This is a genomic window from Corallococcus sp. RDP092CA, assembly GCF_041903675.1.
GTDB lineage: Bacteria > Myxococcota > Myxococcia > Myxococcales > Myxococcaceae > Corallococcus.
The window spans coordinates 63,998-81,255 of record NZ_JAYESI010000015.1 but is presented as its reverse complement, the minus strand read 5'-3'; the positions used below and the strand labels follow the sequence as shown (position 1 = coordinate 81,255).

General features: G+C 71.5%; 8 protein-coding genes. 3 read left to right on the top strand and 5 right to left on the bottom strand.

Annotated elements, in window-relative coordinates; all coding sequences use genetic code 11:
• The first annotated feature begins 61 nt into the window (after window positions 1–61).
• Window positions 62–1,279, top strand: a complete 1,218-nt coding sequence (locus tag U8525_RS17865) for a cytochrome P450 (protein WP_374267230.1) — start codon at window positions 62–64, stop codon at window positions 1,277–1,279.
• Window positions 1,280–1,303: 24 nt separating this feature from the next.
• Here U8525_RS17865 and U8525_RS17860 read toward each other — a convergent pair whose 3' ends face one another.
• Window positions 1,304–6,565 (bottom strand): beta-ketoacyl synthase N-terminal-like domain-containing protein, encoded by a 5,262-nt coding sequence (locus tag U8525_RS17860; protein ID WP_374267421.1) that lies wholly within the window; start codon window positions 6,563–6,565, stop codon window positions 1,304–1,306.
• Between the two features lie 342 nt (window positions 6,566–6,907).
• Here U8525_RS17860 and U8525_RS17855 point away from each other — a divergent pair, with 342 nt between their 5' ends.
• Complete coding sequence (locus tag U8525_RS17855) at window positions 6,908–11,983, top strand: tetratricopeptide repeat protein (RefSeq protein ID WP_374267228.1); 5,076 nt, start codon at window positions 6,908–6,910, stop codon at window positions 11,981–11,983.
• A gap of 34 nt (window positions 11,984–12,017) precedes the next feature.
• Here U8525_RS17855 and U8525_RS17850 read toward each other — a convergent pair whose 3' ends face one another.
• From U8525_RS17850 to U8525_RS17835, 4 genes are all read right to left on the bottom strand, one after another.
• Window positions 12,018–12,755, bottom strand: a complete 738-nt coding sequence (locus U8525_RS17850) for a competence/damage-inducible protein A (RefSeq protein ID WP_374267226.1) — start codon at window positions 12,753–12,755, stop codon at window positions 12,018–12,020.
• Between the two features lie 273 nt (window positions 12,756–13,028).
• Window positions 13,029–14,531, bottom strand: coding sequence for a hypothetical protein (locus U8525_RS17845; protein ID WP_374267225.1), 1,503 nt, complete (start codon window positions 14,529–14,531; stop codon window positions 13,029–13,031).
• A 382-nt stretch (window positions 14,532–14,913) separates the two neighbouring features.
• The gene (tmk, locus tag U8525_RS17840) at window positions 14,914–15,570 is read right to left on the bottom strand and encodes a dTMP kinase (RefSeq protein WP_374267223.1); all 657 of its coding nucleotides are present in this window, start codon (window positions 15,568–15,570) and stop codon (window positions 14,914–14,916) included.
• Window positions 15,567–15,905 (bottom strand): hypothetical protein, encoded by a 339-nt coding sequence (locus tag U8525_RS17835; protein ID WP_374267221.1) that lies wholly within the window; start codon window positions 15,903–15,905, stop codon window positions 15,567–15,569. Before U8525_RS17835 ends, tmk begins: the two co-directional genes overlap by 4 nt.
• Window positions 15,906–16,119: 214 nt before the next feature.
• Here U8525_RS17835 and ribB point away from each other — a divergent pair, with 214 nt between their 5' ends.
• Window positions 16,120–17,247, top strand: a complete 1,128-nt coding sequence (gene ribB / locus U8525_RS17830) for a 3,4-dihydroxy-2-butanone-4-phosphate synthase (RefSeq protein WP_374267219.1) — start codon at window positions 16,120–16,122, stop codon at window positions 17,245–17,247.
• Window positions 17,248–17,258: the final 11 nt, after the last annotated feature.

Sequence of the window (17,258 nt, the reverse complement as noted above, 5' to 3'; positions counted from 1 at the left end):
GTGAGCCCATCCCGGGCCCTGTCCACGCTCGGTGCCCGCAGTCCTCCTGAGGAGACCATCCATGAGCCAAGACACGAAGCTGCACGTCAACGTCCTGAGCCCGGAGTTCAACATCAATCCCTACCCATTCTACAGGCAGCTGCGCGAGCAGGAGCCTGTGTATTGGAGCGAGGAGACGCGGCATTGGCTGCTCACGCGGTATGAAGACGTCCAGGTCGCGCTGAAGGACACGACCCGCTTCTCCAGCCAGAGCAGCGAGACCTTCGTGGTGAACGACGAGTTCATGAAACACCTGGGCCCCATCATCACCCACTTCTCCATGTGGGCCGTGATGAAGGACAACCCCGAGCACAAGCGACTGCGCGGCCTCATCAACCAGGCCTTCCGCCCGGACAACGTCAAGGACATCCACCAGCGCGCCCAGCAGACCGCGAACTGGCTGATCGATCAGGTCTACGACCAGGGGGAGATGGACTTCGTCAACGACTACGCCTACGCGCTTCCCGCCATGCTCTTCTCGGTGGAGATCCTGGGCATGAACCGCGAGGACCTGCCCACGTTCAAGGCGTGGAGCGTGGACCTCGCCCGGGCGACGGGCCGCATCGACAGCCTGGAGGTCATGCTGAAGGGCCAGGAGGCGCTGCTGAAGATGACGGACTACATCACGCGCGCCATCAACGACCGCCTCGAACGCCCGCGCGAGGACTTCATCTCCTACCTGGTCAAGGCGTGGCGCGACGACAACAAGCTCACGCTGGAGGAGGTGGTGGCCCAGATGGTGCTACTGCTGGCGGGCGGCCACACCACCACGCAGAACGTCATCACCACGGGCCTGCTCGCGCTGTTCAAGCACCCCGAGCAGTTGGAGCGGCTGAAGAAGGACCCGCGGATCAACCGGGCCGCGGGCGAGGAGCTCTACCGCTTCACCTCCCCGGCGCAGGCCCCCACCCGCATCGCGGCGTGTGACTTCGAGCTGGGCGGCAAGCAGATCAAGAAGGGACAGGGCATCATGCCCATGGTGGCCGCGGCCAACCGCGACCCCGCGTTCTTCGACCGGCCAGACGAGCTGGACCTCACGCGTGAGAAGAACCCGCACCTGGGCTTCGGCACGGGCATCCACGTCTGCCCGGGCGCCTTCCTCGCACGCGCGGAGGTCCCCGTCGCCTTCGAGACGCTCTTCAAGCGCCTCCCCGAAGTGCGCCCCAAGAGCGACCACGAGGACTGGAACATGAACCTCAGCTTCCGGGGCCTGTCCACCTTCCCGCTGGTCTGGAGCTGAGGTTGCTGTCCGCCTCCCCTGTCGTCAGCCCGTCGCGCCGAAGTCCAGCGCGACGAGCTTCCGCCGGGAGCGAGGCTCCACGCGCGCGGCGTCTGGGATTCGCGCCGCGCGGGCGAGCGGAGCCTCCAGCCAGTAGCGCTGGCGCGTGAAGGCCACGGGAGGCAGGGGCGCGCGCGTGGGCTGCTGCTCACCGGGCGCCTCGCTCACGAGCGCGTGCGCGTTGGTCCCGCCAAAGCCAAACGCGCTGAGCCCCGCGCGGCGCACCCCGAAGCGCGGCTCCCACGGCCGGAGCGTGGTGTTGGGGAAGAGCGGCGAGGACTCGAAGTGGAAGCGCGGGTTGGGCGTCGCGCAGTGCAGCGTGGGGGGCAGCTCGCGGTGCATCAGGGAGAGCACGACCTTGATGAAGCCCGCGACCCCCGCGGCGCTCAGCAGGTGCCCGAAGTTGCTCTTGACGGTGCCCACCGCGCACGAGCCCGGAGGAGCGCCCGCCGGCGCGAGCACCTCCGTCAGCGCCTTCAGCTCGATGGGATCTCCGAGCATGGTCCCGGTGCCGTGAGCCTCCACGTAGCCAAGCGTCCGGGGATCGACGCGGCCCTGGCGCAGGGCCTCCTCGATGACGGCGCGCTGCCCCGCGGGGTTGGGGGTGGTGGCGCCCATGGTGTGCCCGTCGTTGTTGACGGCCGTCGCGTCGATGACGCCGTAGACGCGGTCCCCGTCCGCGAGGGCCTTGCGCAGCGGCTTGAGCAGGAGGGCCCCCGCGCCCTCGCCGGGAACGAAGCCGTCCGCTCGCTCGTCGAAGGTCTTGCACCGGCCATCGCGCGACAGCGCGCGGCTCTCGCTGAGCGTCAGGTAGACGTTCTCATCGAGCAGGATGTCCACGCCCCCGGCGAGCGCCAGCTCGGACTCCCCCGAGCGCAGGCTCTGACAGGCCAGGTGGATGGCGACGAGGGAGGACGAGCACGCGGTGTCCACGACCAGCGCCGGCCCCTTCAGGTCGAGGAAGTGGGACACGTGCGCGGCGATGAAGTTCTGCCCCGACCCGAGGACGCCATTGCGCGTGGGCTCCGGCATGCGCGCGGCATAGCCGCTCATCCGCGAGCCGACGAACACGCCCACGCGCCTCCCCGCCACCTCGTGCGAGTCATGGCCCGCGTGCCGGAGGCACTGGACGCTGACCTCCAGGAACTGGCGCATCAACGGATCGATGCAGGGGGCATCCGCCCGGGAGATCTGGAAGTAGTCTGGATCGAACAGCTCGATTCCCTCGATGAAGCCACCCCAGCGGCTGATGCTCCGTCCGGGCTGATGGGTGGGGGAATGGAAGTCCGCGATCCGCCAGCGGGCCTCGGGCACCTCGGTAATCAGGTCGCGCCCCTCGCGCAGCACGCGCCAGTACGCCTCCAGGTCGGGCGAGCCGGGGAAGTGACAGGCCATGCCAATCACCGCGATGGGCTCCACGCCTCCAGGAGTCGTCACTGGCAGGGGCGCGGGAGCGGCCTGCGCCGTCGACGCAGGAGGTGCCTGCTCCGGAGCGCTCCCGACAGACCGGGGCTCCAGGCGCCCCGCCAAGGGAGGCATGGCCCGCGCATGGGCCGCCAGCACGGCCTCCGGGTACGCCTCCACGAGCTGGCGCGTGAGCGCCGTCAGCGTCCGGTGCAGCAGGGGGAGTGACGGGTCGAGCTTCACGCCCAGCCACGCATCCAGATGCGTCACCAGCTCGATGACGAGGATGGAGTCCAACCCCAGGGCCTCGAAGTCCGCGTCGGGGTCGAGCTGCTCCGGGGCCAGTTGGAGCTCCCGTGCGAACAACTGGCGGAGCCACTCCGCGGTGAAGGCGCGGAGCTCCGCGTCCGTGGAGCGGGAGGGAGCGGACGCGGGCGCGAGGACCGGCGCCTCGGGCACCACCAGCGTCGAAGGTTCAACGGGCGCGGGGGGCTCGGCGGGTGTTGGGCGCCCGGCCCACGCGCTCGGGCGCGAAGGGTCTCGGCCAGGCTGCGGCCTGCTCCGCGTCCTCAGCAGGGCGTCGGGCGCGAAGTGGCTCGGGTTGATCACGGCGGGCAGGAGCACGGCCCGCCCGGAGGCCATCGTCGCGTCCAGCAGCGCCAGCCCGTCCGGAGTGGAGTGCGCCATCAGGCCGAGTGACTGATACGCCGGGCTCTTCACCTCGCCCATGCCGACGTCCCTCCAGTTGGGCCAGACGACGGACTGGTGGGAGACCCGGCCCGCGGCGCGCCGGTGCTCGACCCACAGGTTCATGAACGCGTTGGCGGCGGAGTAGTCCAGCAGGCCGACGGCCAGCGACGGCACCTGCGCCGAGACCGACGAGAACACGACGAAGAAGTCGAGCGCATCCGCGGCGAGCGCACGTTCGAGCGCAAGCAGTCCCTCGACCTTGGGCTCGAGCACCTTGCGCCACTGGCCCAGCGGCTTGCTGGTGAAGGCAGGCGGCGTGAAGAAGACCGCTCCCGCGGAGTGGATGCAGCCCGCGATGGGGCCGAGGGACGCGCGGACCTCGGAGAAGAGTGCAGCCAGCGCGGCGGAGTCCGTCAACGCCCCGCAGTGAACGCGCAGGCGCACGCCACGGGACTCCAGGGCCCGCAGGGAGGCCAGCCGCTCCCGCAGGGCTGGTGCGCACCCAGGGTCGGCCACGAGCGCGGGCCATTGCTCCCGAGGCGGCAGCGGCTGCACGCCCATGAGGACCAGCCGCCGGGCGCCTCGGGCCGCCAGTCGGTGGGCGACCTCCAGTCCGATGCCGCGAACACCGCCCGTAATGACATACACCTTGTCGGCGGACAGGCGCGGCACGAGAGCCGGCGAGACGAGCAGGGGTTGCATCTGGGGGACGTAGCGGCGCCCCCTCCGGTGGAGGACCTCGCCACCGGAGTCCCGGTCGCCGAGTTCCTGCCGGAGCAGCGCCTCCAGCGCGCGGGCATCCGCCGGAACGCGCTCCAGGTCCACGGTGCGGGCATGCAGGCCCGCGAGCTCCGCGCCCAGGTTGCCTGCCAGCGCCGCCATCACGCCACCGCCGAGATCCAGCGGGCCGGTGCTCATGAAGGTGCGCAGGCCACGGGTGAAGTGCAGCAGCGCGAAGCGCTCCGTCCGGCCGCGCTTCAACAGCGTCTGCAACAAACCGATCCGGCCGAACGTCTCCATCCGCGCCGACGCGTCCTCCGCTTCCTCTCGCGGCGCGGTCCGGAGGTCCGAGAGGTCGACGATCCCAGCCAGTGGCTCGCGGCGGGCGTTCAGCTCCTCCCCCAGCCGGACACCGGCCTCATGGCGATCGAAGTCGAGCAGCGCATCGACGCCGGAGGCCGAGCTCCCGCAGCTCGCGATGAGGAACAGGCGGGTGTTCCGAAGGGGCGCGAGCGCCTGCCGTGCCAGGGCGGTCGTCTCGTCGTTGACGAGCACGACCAAGGTGCCCTCCAGGTCCAGCGGCTGCGCGGTCCCCTGCTCCTCCACGATGCGCCACCCCTTCTCCAGCAGGAGCGCGTTCTCTGGGAGCATCGTCACGTCGGGGGGCGCCTCAACGCTCGCGATGCGCTCCAGCGAGGCGGCTTCCGGCACGGGTGCGTGGCTCCAGCAGCGCTCGCGGGCGAAGGGATAGGAGGGCAGCGGGACGCACCTGTAGACGCCCTCCGGAAACAGCGCGGCCTGCTCCAGGTCCACGCCCAGCGCGTACAGCTCGGCCGAGGCACGGAGCGTGTCGCGCCAGGCGGAGGCCGGCGTCTCCAGGCCGAGACCCTGGAGCAGGCGGACGTTCACCTCACGCAGGAGCGCCCGGGAGGCCTCGGAGAGCCCTCGCGGTTCGGCGCTCACCCGTGAGGCAGCGGGCGTGTCGCGGAACCGCGTCAGGAGGAGGATCAGCTCCTGGAGATCCGCGGCGACGAACGCCGCGCGCCGCTCCAGCGTGCCCCGCCCGCGCGCCAGGGTGAAGGCGACGTCTCCGGGATGAGGGGCTTCGCCGTCCGCCAGCGAGCGCTTCAGGCTTTCGATGAGGTTCGCGGCGATCCGGCCCAGCGCCTCATGGGTGTGCGCGGACAGGACAAACAGGTACGCGGGGCGCTCGGGCGCGGCCGCACGAGGCTTGGGAGGCGGTGCCTCCTCCAGCACGAGGTGGCAGTCGGTGCCGCTCGAACCGAAGGCGCTGATGGCGGCCCGGCGTGGCGTCCCCTCGGTCCCCCTCCATGGCGCGGACTCCGTGTCGATCCGGAAGGGCGTCTGCGCAACCAACTCCGCGCGCGCGTGCAGCGAAGGAGGGAGCTCCCGGTGCTCGAAGGCGAGGAGGATCTTGAACACCCCCGCCATGCCCGAGGCCGCGCCAGCGTGCCCCACGTTGCCCTCGACCGATCCGATGGAGCAGAGGCCGGTGCGGGCCGTGCGCGACTGGAAGACCCGCCTGAGGGCCTCCAGCTCCACGTCATCCTGACGGCGGGCGCCGCTGCCGTGCGCCTCCACATACGAGATCATCTCCGGGTCGATGCCGGCCTGCTGGTGGACCGCTCGAATGAGGTCGGCACGGCACCGCGCGTCGTCGGAGAGTGGCGCTCCCGGAAGCCGTCCGACCTGGACGCTCTCGCAGCCTCGGATGACCCCGAAGATGCGGTCCCCCTCGGCCAGGGCCCGCGCCAGGGGCTTGAGGACCACCACTCCCACGCCCTCCGCGGGGACGAACCCGCCCCCGCGCTCCGTGGCACGGAGCGCCGCACGGTACGTGCGAACGGTGGACATGATGGAGACGCCACCCGCCAGGGCCCACTCCAGGGAGCCCGTCCACAACTGCTGGCAGGCCAGTTGGATGGCGACCAGCGAGGACGCACAGGCCACGTCCACCACGAGGCCCGGCCCCTGGATGCCCAGCAGCCGCGACACCCGTGCCAGGAGCCGCGAAGCGTCATCCTCGGGGAGCCCGGCCGGGTAGTCCGAAGGGGGAATCCCCATGAACACGCCCGCCCTCCGCCCCTCCGCAAGCCGGGGCAAAGCGGCCGCCTCCAGGGCCAGCCAGCAGTGCTCCATCACGAGGCGGTGTTGGGGATCCATTCGCGCCGCCTCCTCGGAGGACAGGCCGAAGAACGCGGGCTCGAAGCCCTCGACATCATCGAGGAATCCGCCGCGAACCCCCGAATCGATCCCGGCCGAAACCTCCCGTGTCCAGCGGTGCAGTGGCGCACCCGACACCGAGTCCACTCCCTGGCGCAGGTTCTCCCAGAACGCCGCCAGATCCCTGGCCCCTGGAAAGCCCCCCGACATGCCGACGATGGCAATCGGTTCGTGGTGGCCCCCGTTCATTCCACGCAGCGTGCTGCCGATGTCACCCACTGGAATCCCCATTCCATGGTATTATTCCAGGCTGAGCGTACCCAACAGCCTTGGCGCGTCACAACGTCGTCGGAGTCCCAAGCGCGTCACGAGGGGACCGTGACCTTGGCGCTCCCGGCGGATGCGCTGCGCTCCGGCCAGCCCGGCGAGGCCCTCCAGCGAGAGAATGGCACCCGCCCTCCGCCCGTCCGCCTGCCCTCCCTGCACTCAAATCGCCAGGAAAGACGGGAAGTTGAGGGGCCAGCCGAGCGCGTGGTACGAACTCCCGTTCAGTCTCCCCCTCTCATTTCAAAGTGCCTGGAGCCGGCTTCCATGAGCGAGCGCAATGACGTCACGCGGCCTTCGTCCCCCGCATCGGAGCCTCCCCCGGGAGCGCCCGGGCCGGGGGTGAGCGCGGTCGAGACGCTCGCCCAGAACGTGAGCACGCTCCCCGCCCCCGCCCCCCAGGCCAGCGCCGAGGACGACGCCCGCGAGCGCATCGCCTCCATGGAGCGCGAGGCCAAGGCGCTCGCCACCACCGAGCCGCAGGTGGCCGCGCTCCTCTTCCACGAGGTCGGCCTGCTCTGGGAGGAGCCGCTCAAGAACCCCCGCAACGCCGCCGTCGCGTTCCAGAACGCGTACAAGCTGGCGCCGCGCTTCCTCGCCAACATCCGCGCCGCGCGCCGCCTCTTCGCCGACGTGGGCAACTGGCAGATGGTCGTGCAGCTCATCGACGCGGAGCTCGCCGCCTCCGAGGACCCCCGCCAGCAGGCCTCGCTCCTCTTCGAGAAGGGGCAGATCCTCGAGGAGCGCCTGTCCCGCGACAACGACGCCGCGGATGCCCTGCGCCAGGCCCTGGACCGCAAGCCCACCGACGTCACCCTCCTCACCCAGCTGGAGTCCGTCTACGCCTCGCGCAACGACGCGGCCGCGCTGGTGGAGATCTACCGGCTGCTCGCCAACGCCGTCGTCCCGCCGTCCCTGCGCGCCCACTACCTCACCTCCGCGGGCATGCTCCTGGAGGAGCGCCTCAAGCAGAAGGAAGCCGCCGCCGAGGCCTTCCGCGAGGCCTTCGCGCTGGACCGCTCCGACCCGCTGCTCCAGGCCGCCATCAAGCGCGTCGCCGAGCGCGAGGGCCGCACCGACGAGCTGCTCTCCGCCCTCTTCTCCGAGGCCGAGGGCCAGGGCTCCCAGGGCGCGCCCGCCTACCTCCACATCGCCAAGGTCCACGACCGCCTGGGCCGCAAGGACGACGCCCTGTCCGCGCTGCTCGCCGCGCGCCGCGTGAGCCCCCATGAGCCGCTGGTGCTGAGCGCGCTCGCCGGCATCTACGAGACGCAGGGGCGCTTCGAGGAGCTGGCCGACGTGCTGCTCGCGTGGGTGGGCTCCATCAACGACGAGAGCGAGCTGGTCGCCATCAACCTGCGCCTCGCCGCGCTGTACGAGGACGACCTCAAGCGCGACCAGGAGGCCGCCGCCCGCTACCAGGCCATCCTCGCCCGCATCCCCAGCCACGCCGCCGCGCTCGCGGGCCTGGGCAAGCTGTGCTTCCGGATGAAGAACTGGGAGGGGCTCGTCGCCGTCTTCGACGCGGAGGTCACCGCCGCCGAGGACGCCAAGGGCAAGGCCGCGCGCATGTACAAGGCGGCCGAGATCCTCGAGGAGCGCCTGAGCCGCCAGGAGGACGCCATCGCGCGCTACAACGCGTGCCTCCAGCTCCAGCCGGGCTACCTCCCCGCGCAGAAGGCCCTCACCCGGCTCTACGAGCGCCAGGGCCGCTTCGCGGAGCTGGTCGCGATGTACGAACAGGACCTGCTCCAGACGTCCGACCGCGACCAGGTCATCACCACGCTCAACAAGATGGCGGTCATCTACGAGGACCGCCTGGGCGACCTGGACCACGCCATCGAGTGCATGAAGCGCATCCTCGACCTGGCGTCGGATCACCTGCCCACGCTGCGCAACCTGGCCCGCCTCTACGAGCGCGCCGGGCGCTTCCGGGAGCTCTTGGAGACCAACGACCTGGAGGCGTCGTTCGCCGGCGACACCAAGCAGGTCCTGTCGCTGCTCCACCGCAACGCGGAGATCCTCGACGAGCACCTGAAGGACCGCGTGGGCGCCATCACCGCGTATGAGCGCGTGCTCGCGCTGTCGCCCTCGTACCTGCCCGCGCTCAAGGCGCTGGGCCGGCTGTACGCGCAGGACGGCCGGTGGGAGAAGCTCATCGACATGTACCGCGCGGAGTCGGAGATCTCTCCGTCCACCGACGCGGCCGCCGCGCTCATCTACAAGATCGGCGAGCTGTACGAGCACCGCCTCAAGCAGGAGAACGAGGCGCTCGCGTCGTACCAGGAGGCGCTGATGCTGGCGCCCAGCTACTTCCCGGCGCTGCGCGCCCTGGCCCGCATCCACCGGGCCCACGAGGCGTGGGAGAGCCTGGTGGAGGTCCTGCGCGCGGACGCCGCGAACCGCACGGATCCGCTGGAGCGCGCCAACGCGCTCTACCAGGCCGCCGCCATCTGGGAGGACCAGTTGGGCCGGCCGGAGCTGGCCATCGACGGCTACCAGGAGGTGCTGCGCCTCACGCCGGGCCACGCCGCCACGCTGCGCGCGCTGGAGCGCCTGTACGTCGCGCAGGACAACGTGAAGGAGCTGGTCTCCATCCTCGACCGCGAGACGCAGGTGGGCCAGACGCCCGCGGCCAAGGTGACCGCGTACCTCAAGCTCGCGCGGCTGTACCTGGACCGCTTCCAGGAGCCGTCGCGCGCCGCGCAGTGCTGCGAGGCCGTGCTCGGCCTGGAGCCCGGCAACCTCACCGCCCTGACGCTCCTGGAGCGCATCCGCGTGTCGGACCGCCCCCGCCGCGCGGAGCTGCGCGCCCGCATCGCCGAGCGCGTCACCGACGCGCGCCTGTCCAGCGCGCTGCGCCTCCTGGCCGCCGCGGATCAGGAGAAGGGCCAGCCCACCGAGCGCACCCTGGAGGTCTACCAGCGCGCCTTCGACGCGGATCCCTCCGACGCGCGCCTCGCCTTCGGCCTGGAGCGCGTGCTGCGCCAGAGCGGTGACACCGCGGGCCTGTCGCGCATGTACGGCATGCGGCTGGCCGTCACCACCGACGCCACGGAGGCGCTGGAGCTGCTCCTGCGCGCCGCGGACCTGGCGGAGAAGAACCCCGACCCGGAGCAGGCCGCCGCCCTCTACCGGCAGGCGCTGGAGCTCCAGGCGCAGTGCCTCCCCGCGCTCCAGGGCGCCCGCCGCGTGGCCCTGCGCCGGGGCGACTTCGCCACCGCGCGCGCCATGATGGAGGCCGAGGCCCGCGCGAGCCGCGACACCCAGAGCGCCATCGAGGGCTTCGTCGCCGCCGCGAGGCTCGCGGCCCAGAAGCTCGAGGATCCGGACGGCGCCGCGGCCCTCTACCGCCTGGCGCTGGAGCGGGATCCGCTGCACCCGGGCGCCGCCTCCGGCCTGGAGGAGCTGCTCGCGCAGCGCGGCGGCTCCTCCGACCTCGCGGCCCTGCACGAGCGCCGCGCCGAGGCCCGGCTCGCGCAGCGGGACACGGAGGCCGCGGCGGCGGCGTACGTCACCGCGGCCCGCCTCTACAACGTGGCCCTCGGCGACCGGGCCCGCGCCCTCGCGGTGCTGGAGAAGGCCCTGGCGGCCCGGCCCGGCTACCCCGACGCGCTGGAGACGCGCGGCCTGCTCCTCCTGGAGGCGCAGCAGTACGCGGAGGCCGCGCAGCTGCTCGGCCAGCGCGTGCAGCAGGGCGGAGACCCGCGCGTGCTCGCGCAGCACCACCTGACGCTGGGCGGGCTGTACCAGCAGCACCTCAACGACCCGGGCCGCGCGGCGGCGCACCTCCAGACGGCGCTGGCCACCCTGCCCCGCCACCCGGAGGCGCTGGAGCGGCTGGCCACGGTCTACGCGCAGGGCCGCAACTTCGGCGGCGCGGTGGACTGCCTGCGGCGGCTGCTGGATCAGGACCTGCCCAACGACTCCCGCGCGCGCTTCACCGTGGAGCTGGCGCGCATCCACGAGGAGGGCCTGGGCGACGTCGCCTCCGCCACGGCGCTCTACAAGAAGGCGCTGGAGCTGACGCCGGGCGAGCCCGCGCTGGTGGACCGGCTGGTGGTCCTCTACGAGCGCCAGCGCAACCTGCCGGAGCTGGCGCAGATGCTGGAGGCCCAGGCGGCCGCCACCGCGTCCACGGACGTCAAGCGGGCGGTGTCCCTGCGCATGCGCGTGGCCAGCTTCTACGCGGGCCCCCTGGCGGAGCCCGCGCGCGCCACCGTCATCTACCGGCAGCTGGTGGAGCAGGACGCGCAGAACCTCCAGGCCCGCGCCGCGCTGGCGGACCTGTACGGCCGCGACATGGCCAGCTACCCGCTGGCCATCGAGGAGCACCGGCAGATCCTCCGCCAGGACCCGGGCCGCGTGGAGAGCCTGCACGCGCTGTTCAAGCTGTGGGAGGCGCAGAAGCAGCAGGACAAGGCGTTCGCCGTCGCCGCGGTGCTGACCTTCATGCGCGCCACCAACGAGGTGGAGCAGGCCTACTACTCGGAGGCCCGCGTCCGCCAGCCGCAGGAGCCGCGTGAGCCGCTGCCCGCCACGGACGTGGACACCGTCCTCATGCACCCGGCCGCGCGCGGCCCGCTGACGGACCTGCTCCGCGCCATCGGCGAGCACCTGGGCAAGGTGTACCCGCCGCAGTTCGAGATGCTCGGCGTGAACCCGAAGCAGGACAAGCTCAAGCCGGACTCGGCCGTGTTCAAGGCCGTGCGCGCGGTGGCGCAGACCTTCGGCGTGGAGGAGTTCGAGGTCTACCTCGCCCGGCGCGGCCTCTTGCAACTGGAGACGACGGAGCCCCTCTCCCTGTGCGTGGGCCAGGACGTGGTGCGCCGCTTCAACGCCCGGGAGCAGAAGTTCCTCATCGGCAAGGCGGTGCTGGGCCTGCTCAACAAGACGGCCGTCCTCTCCAAGCTGTCCCAGGGCGAGACGGTGGACCTGTTCGGCAACGCCATCCGCGTCCACGTGTCGCAGTTCAACGGCCTGGGCCGTCGCAACGACGACATGACCAAGCAGCTCAAGAAGGCCTTCAACCGCAAGGCGATGAAGGCCTCGGAGGGCCCGGCGCAGACGCTGTCCGAGCAGCCGAAGCTCGACGTCGCGACGGTGGTGGACGCGCTCGGCTTCTCCGCGGACCGCGCGGGCCTGCTCGTCTGCGGCGACCCGTCCGTGGGCCTAACCATGGTGCTGCGCGAGGATCCGAACATCGTGGCCAACCGCCAGGAGGGCAGTACCGACGCCATCCTCCAGGCGGTGCGCGAGCGCGCGGACCTGAAGGCCCTGCTGTCGTGGCTGCTCACGGACGACTTCTTCCGGCTGCGCCAGCGCATCGGGCTGGCGCTGTAGCCGTCATCCCCCGGGCCCGGCGACGGGCCCGCGCCTACTCCCTGCGGACGAGCGCGTCCGCCGGGAACCCCGCGAGCAGGCGGCCCACGGCGTCATCCACGTGGGCCCGCTCCAGGGACTCCACGGTGACCTTCACGCGGTAGTCGAGGGCCCCGTCGAACACGGGATACGAGCCGATGGCCACGTGGGGCATGTCCAGCGCCACGCGGTCCAGCACGGCGGCCAGCGCGCTCTCGCCCAGCTTGAAGTACAGGTTGACCAGGTGCACCGGCGTGCCGCTCAGCCGCGACAGCACGGTCTCCAGTTGCAGCCGGAAGAGCTGCGGCACCCCCGGCAGGAGGAACAGGTCGCCCACGGTCAGCACGGGGAACCACATGCCCGGCTGGGCGATGAGCACCGTGCCCTCGGGCGCGTCCGCCAGGCGCAGCGACTCCGGCGTCACGGGAGACGTGCCCGCGCGGGCCTGGATGGCCGACACCATCTCCGGCAGGCGCACCACGGGCTTGCCCAGCGCGAGCGCCACCGCGCGCACCGTGACGTCGTCGTGGGTGGGGCCAATGCCGCCGCTGGTGAAGACGTAGCGGGCCTTGCGCCGGGCGCGAGACACCGCGTCCACGATGGCGTCCACGTCGTCCAGGATGGTCTCCACCGAGACGAGCGGGATGCCCACCTCCCGCAGCCGCTGGATGAGGTGGGGGCCGTTCTCGTCCTTCACCTTCGCGGTGAGGACCTCGTTGCCAATGATGATCGCCGCCGCGCCGGTCCGCTCCATGGAGACGCCGACTCTACTCCAACGGACCCCGGGGGGTGGACCCGCGCGGTGCTCGAGCGTGGACCCGCCCTGCCCTGGAGTCAGCCCGAGGGGGCGGACATCCTGCGCCACGGCGACACGACGATTGGCCGGATGGACATCGTGTACCGCACCGGATTGTCGAGACACCAGGTTGGTCGTATTCAGGCCGCCTGCTTCGACTGCATCAACTCTCGCCGAGCCTGACTCGGTGAGAGGAACGGGTGGCGCTCCAACAGCCAGTGCTCGTTTGTGTCAATACGGGTGGAAGCGGGTCACGAAAGGCACGGCTTCGCTCTGTCCCTCCGGGACTCGCGTCCCGGTGACGCGCAGGAAGCCCTGTGCGTCCAACTTCGCGGCCGTGGGCTGCTCCTCCCCGGGCAGGTCCGTGCGGTGCGCGCGCACGATGCTCGCGCCATTCGAGGCCACGTGCACGACGCCCAGCCCGGAGGCCCCCTTCGCGTCCTGACTCCAGGTGGCGGCGACCAGGGTGCCATCCGCCAGCAGATCCATGCCCACGACCGCCTCCCGCCCGCCCGGGCGCCCCGCCGTGAAGAAGGCGTAACCCGCGTCGCCGAAGGACGTGTCCTGATCCCCGTACGCGCTCAGCCGCGCCACCACGGCCCGGCTGTTCCCATCGGAATCCACCGCCCTCCCCCCCACCAACCATTTCCCGTTCGACAGCCGGAGCAGCGTCCTCGGCGTGATGTCCGGCGAGCTGAAGGCCGCGGCGTAGTGGAAGGTGCTGTCCCGCGTACCGCTGGCGTTGAAGCGGCGCAGGGCCAGCGTATCGAAGCTGCCCGTGGAGGTCCCCGCCACGAGGATCTTGCCGTCGGGCTCCGCGACGACGCACAGGCCATCATCCTGGCGCCCCTCGTCCGCCGTCGCCACGCCGTCCCCGCTGAAGGTCGTATCCAGGGCGCCCAGCGCCGTCAGGCGGATCACCACCATGTCCAGGCCGTCGTTCTCGACCGTGCCCGCGCCGATGATCCGCTCACTCGCGTCGAGGGTGACCGCGTGAAGGGTGGCGACCCCCGTGGAGAGCTGGAAGGTGCGCACGCCCGTCCCCCCGAACGTGGTGTCCAACACGCCCGCGGGCGTGTACCTCGCCAGCAGCAAGCTCTGGTACTTCGTCCCCGCGCAGGTATTCGTGCCGGAGATGGCGCCGCCCGCGACGACGATGCGGCCATCCGCCTGCAAGGTGACGGCATCCACGTAGTCATCGCCCCCGCAGATGTCGCTGACCACCACGCCCCGCGTGCCGAACGTGGCGTCCGGCGTTCCATCCGGAAGCAGGCGCGCCACCAGCACGTCCCTCGCGCCCGTGTAGCCGGTGGAGCCGACGAGGATCCACTTGCCGTCCGCCTGCACGACCATGGCGTTGATCTTCACCACGGGCAGGCCGAGCGCCGGCGTCGCCACGCCCTCCGTGCCGAAGGCGCTGTCCAGCGCGGCCGGCGCGGGCTCCACCTTGAGGGTGAGCGGGAACTCCACCCGCGCTCCGCCCCCCACGCCCACCACCTTGAGGGAGAACTGGCCATAGGCGGCGAACTCGTCCGGGACGTAGCCCAGCGGCGTCGCGGTCGCTCCCTCGGGGATGACGACCGGCAGGGCCTGGGTGGTGCGCACGTGGGGAGGCAGGCCCTCCACCGTGATCGCGACCTCCCCGGTGAAGGACGGATCGCGGGTCACATTGATCGCCTGCGCGAACACGGGGGACAGCTCGAAACGGACCGTCTGCTCGAGGGGCGTCCACAAGGTGAACGCGGGAGGCGTCCCTCCCCCATCTGAAGGGAGAGGCTCGGTGCCGCCATCCTGCTCGCCCGCACCGCCATCCGCTCCGCCGTCCACGGTCCCCGCCCCCGCATCCACGCCCGCGTCGCGCGGCTGCGACGGGGAAGGACCCGCGGGCGCATCGGACCCGCCGCAGGCGCCCGCCACCAAGGCGGCCACCAGCAGCGCGAGCGTCGAAAGGCTTCGGAGGTGGAACCGCGAACGAAGGCCAGGAGCCGGGGGATGAAGGGCGATTGGGCGCATACCAGTCAGGAATGAAGGGTGCGCCCACCCGATAAGCGACCCGGGCCCCGGTGATAAATCGATCCGGAGATCCATGCCCCCGGCACGCCGGGAGCGCCCGGGCTCAGCGCTTGCGCGCGAGCACCCGCCGCACTTCCTTGAGGCACGCGTCCGTCACGGCCTCGACGGACAGCTCACCGTCGATGTGCACGATGCGCTCGCGCTTCTGCCGCAGCGTGATGGCCTTGAGGTACTGCTTCGCGATCCGCCGCTGGGCCTCGTCCGCCTCGAACAGCTCCGCGGGGCCTCCGCGCACGGCCCGGCGGTTCGCCGCGACCTTCGGATCCACGCCCACGAACAGGGTCAGGTCCGGCGACACCGCGTGCGCGTTCACCGTGTCCACCCACGCCATGGGCAGGCTCGCCCCCTGGTACGCCAGCGACGACAGCACGTAGCGGTCGCACAGCACCACCTGGCCCTGCTCCAGCGCCGGCAGCACCCGCGCGTGCAGGTGATCCGTCCGGTCCGCCGCGAACAGCAGCGCCAGCGTCTCCTGCGCCAGCGGGCCCCGGCCGTGCGGCAACCCCAGCCGGCCCGTGAGCGCCTGACGCAGCATCGTCCCCACCGGACCGTCGGACGGCTCGCGCGTCGTCACCACCGCGCGCCCCTCCGCCCTCAGCGCCGACGCCAGCCGCTCGGTCTGCGTGGTGGTGCCGGCGCCGTCCAGCCCCTCCAGCACGATGAACCGCCCCGGCAGGGCGACCTTCCTCCCGGCGCTCACCGGGGGAGGAGCGCCGCGGGGTTGTCGAGGTGCAGCTCGCGGCGCAGCGCGAGCATCGCCTCGTACTGGCTCAGCTCCTCCAGCAGCACGGCGCGGCCCTTGCGGTAGCTGATGAAGCCGTACACCAGCAGCCCCAGCGCCAGCAGCGACGCCCCCCAGGCCAGCAGCGGCGTGCGCAGCGAGTCGTAGAACAGCTTCCCCGCCGCCCCGGCAATCAACATGAAGGCGATGATGGACACGCCCGCGTGGGCGAAGTGTGTGGTGCTCTGCCGGGTCGCCAGGCTCTCCTGCAGCTGGTCGAACCGGGCCCGCTTGTCCTGGTTGTCTGCGCTCACGGAGCCGAGCACCCTACATCACACGCCCCAGCCCGTCGAGTCGCCGCCCCCGCCGGGACCTACCTACACGGACGCGCAGTCCAGGTGACGCTCATCCCAGCCATTGAGCGGACGCACGCTCGCTTCCCGGGCATGGCTTGCCACCCCACCCCCCTCGCGTTACATGCCGCGAACCATGCCTCTCCACGTCGTCAGCAGGATGAGTTCCCCCGACATGAGCCGTGACTCCGAGTTGAACACCATCGAGGAGGCCATCCGCGACATCCAGGCCGGCAAGTGCGTCATCGTCGCCGACGACGAGGACCGCGAGAACGAAGGCGACCTCATCATGGCCGCCGAGCTGGCCACCCCCGAGACGCTGGCCTTCATGGTGCGCCACACCAGCGGCATCATCTGCCAGCCCATGCTCGCCGAGCGGCTGGACGCCCTGCGCCTGCCCCAGATGGTGGCGGAGAACACCGAGTCCCACCGCACCGCCTTCACCGTCTCCGTGGACTTCCGCCACGGCACCACCACCGGCGTCTCCGCCAGCGACCGCACGAAGACCATCCGCGCGCTCGCGGACCCCCACAGCACCGCGGACGACTTCCTGCGCCCCGGCCACATCTTCCCGCTGCGCTATCGCGAAGGCGGCGTGCTGCGCCGCGCGGGCCACACCGAGGCCGCCGTGGACCTGGCGCGCCTCGCCGGCCTCCAGCCGTCCGGCATCCTCTGCGAGCTGGTGAAGGACGACGGCACCATGCAGCGCATGCCGGACCTCAAGCAGTTCGCGCGCGAGCACGACCTCAAGCTCATCACCATCGCGGACCTCATCGAGTACCGCAGCCGCAAGGACCGCCTGGTCCGCCGCGAGCCGGGCCAGGGCGCCGTGCGCACCCGCCACGGTGAGTTCACCGCCTTCACGTACACGTGGACGCCCGACGGCGCGAAGTCGCTCGTGCTGGTGAAGGGCGACCCGTCGAAGACCCAGCCCGCCCCGCTGGTGCGCCTGCACGGCGCCTGCGCCATGGGCGACGTGTTCGGCTCTCCCGACTGCAAGTGCCACCTGCTGCTGGACCGCGCGATGGAGAACGTGGCGCGCGAGGGCACGGGCGTCATCGTCTACCTGCCCGGCATGCACGGCAACGACTTCGGCATCCACCACAAGCGCACGGGCGACGGCGGCAACGCGGCCGCCAGCCGCGCGGCCAACGAGTCCCGCGACGTGGGCATGGGCTGCCAGATCCTCACCGACCTGGGCGTGAGCACCATGCGCGTGATGTCCAACACGGAGATCACCTACCGGGGCATCTCCGGCTTCGGGCTCACCATCGAGTCGCGCGTGGCGCTCGACGTGGAGTAGCACCGCCGGGA

Excerpts from the sequence above, each read along its gene's own strand:
- U8525_RS17865 (WP_374267230.1), top strand. The coding sequence starts at position 62 with ATGAGCCAAGACACGAAGCTGCACGTCAACGTCCTGAGCCCGGAGTTC.
- U8525_RS17860 (WP_374267421.1), bottom strand. The coding sequence starts at position 6,565 with ATGAACGGGGGCCACCACGAACCGATTGCCATCGTCGGCATGTCGGGG.
- U8525_RS17855 (WP_374267228.1), top strand. The coding sequence starts at position 6,908 with ATGAGCGAGCGCAATGACGTCACGCGGCCTTCGTCCCCCGCATCGGAG.
- U8525_RS17850 (WP_374267226.1), bottom strand. The coding sequence starts at position 12,755 with ATGGAGCGGACCGGCGCGGCGGCGATCATCATTGGCAACGAGGTCCTC.
- ribB (WP_374267219.1), top strand. The coding sequence starts at position 16,120 with ATGAGCCGTGACTCCGAGTTGAACACCATCGAGGAGGCCATCCGCGAC.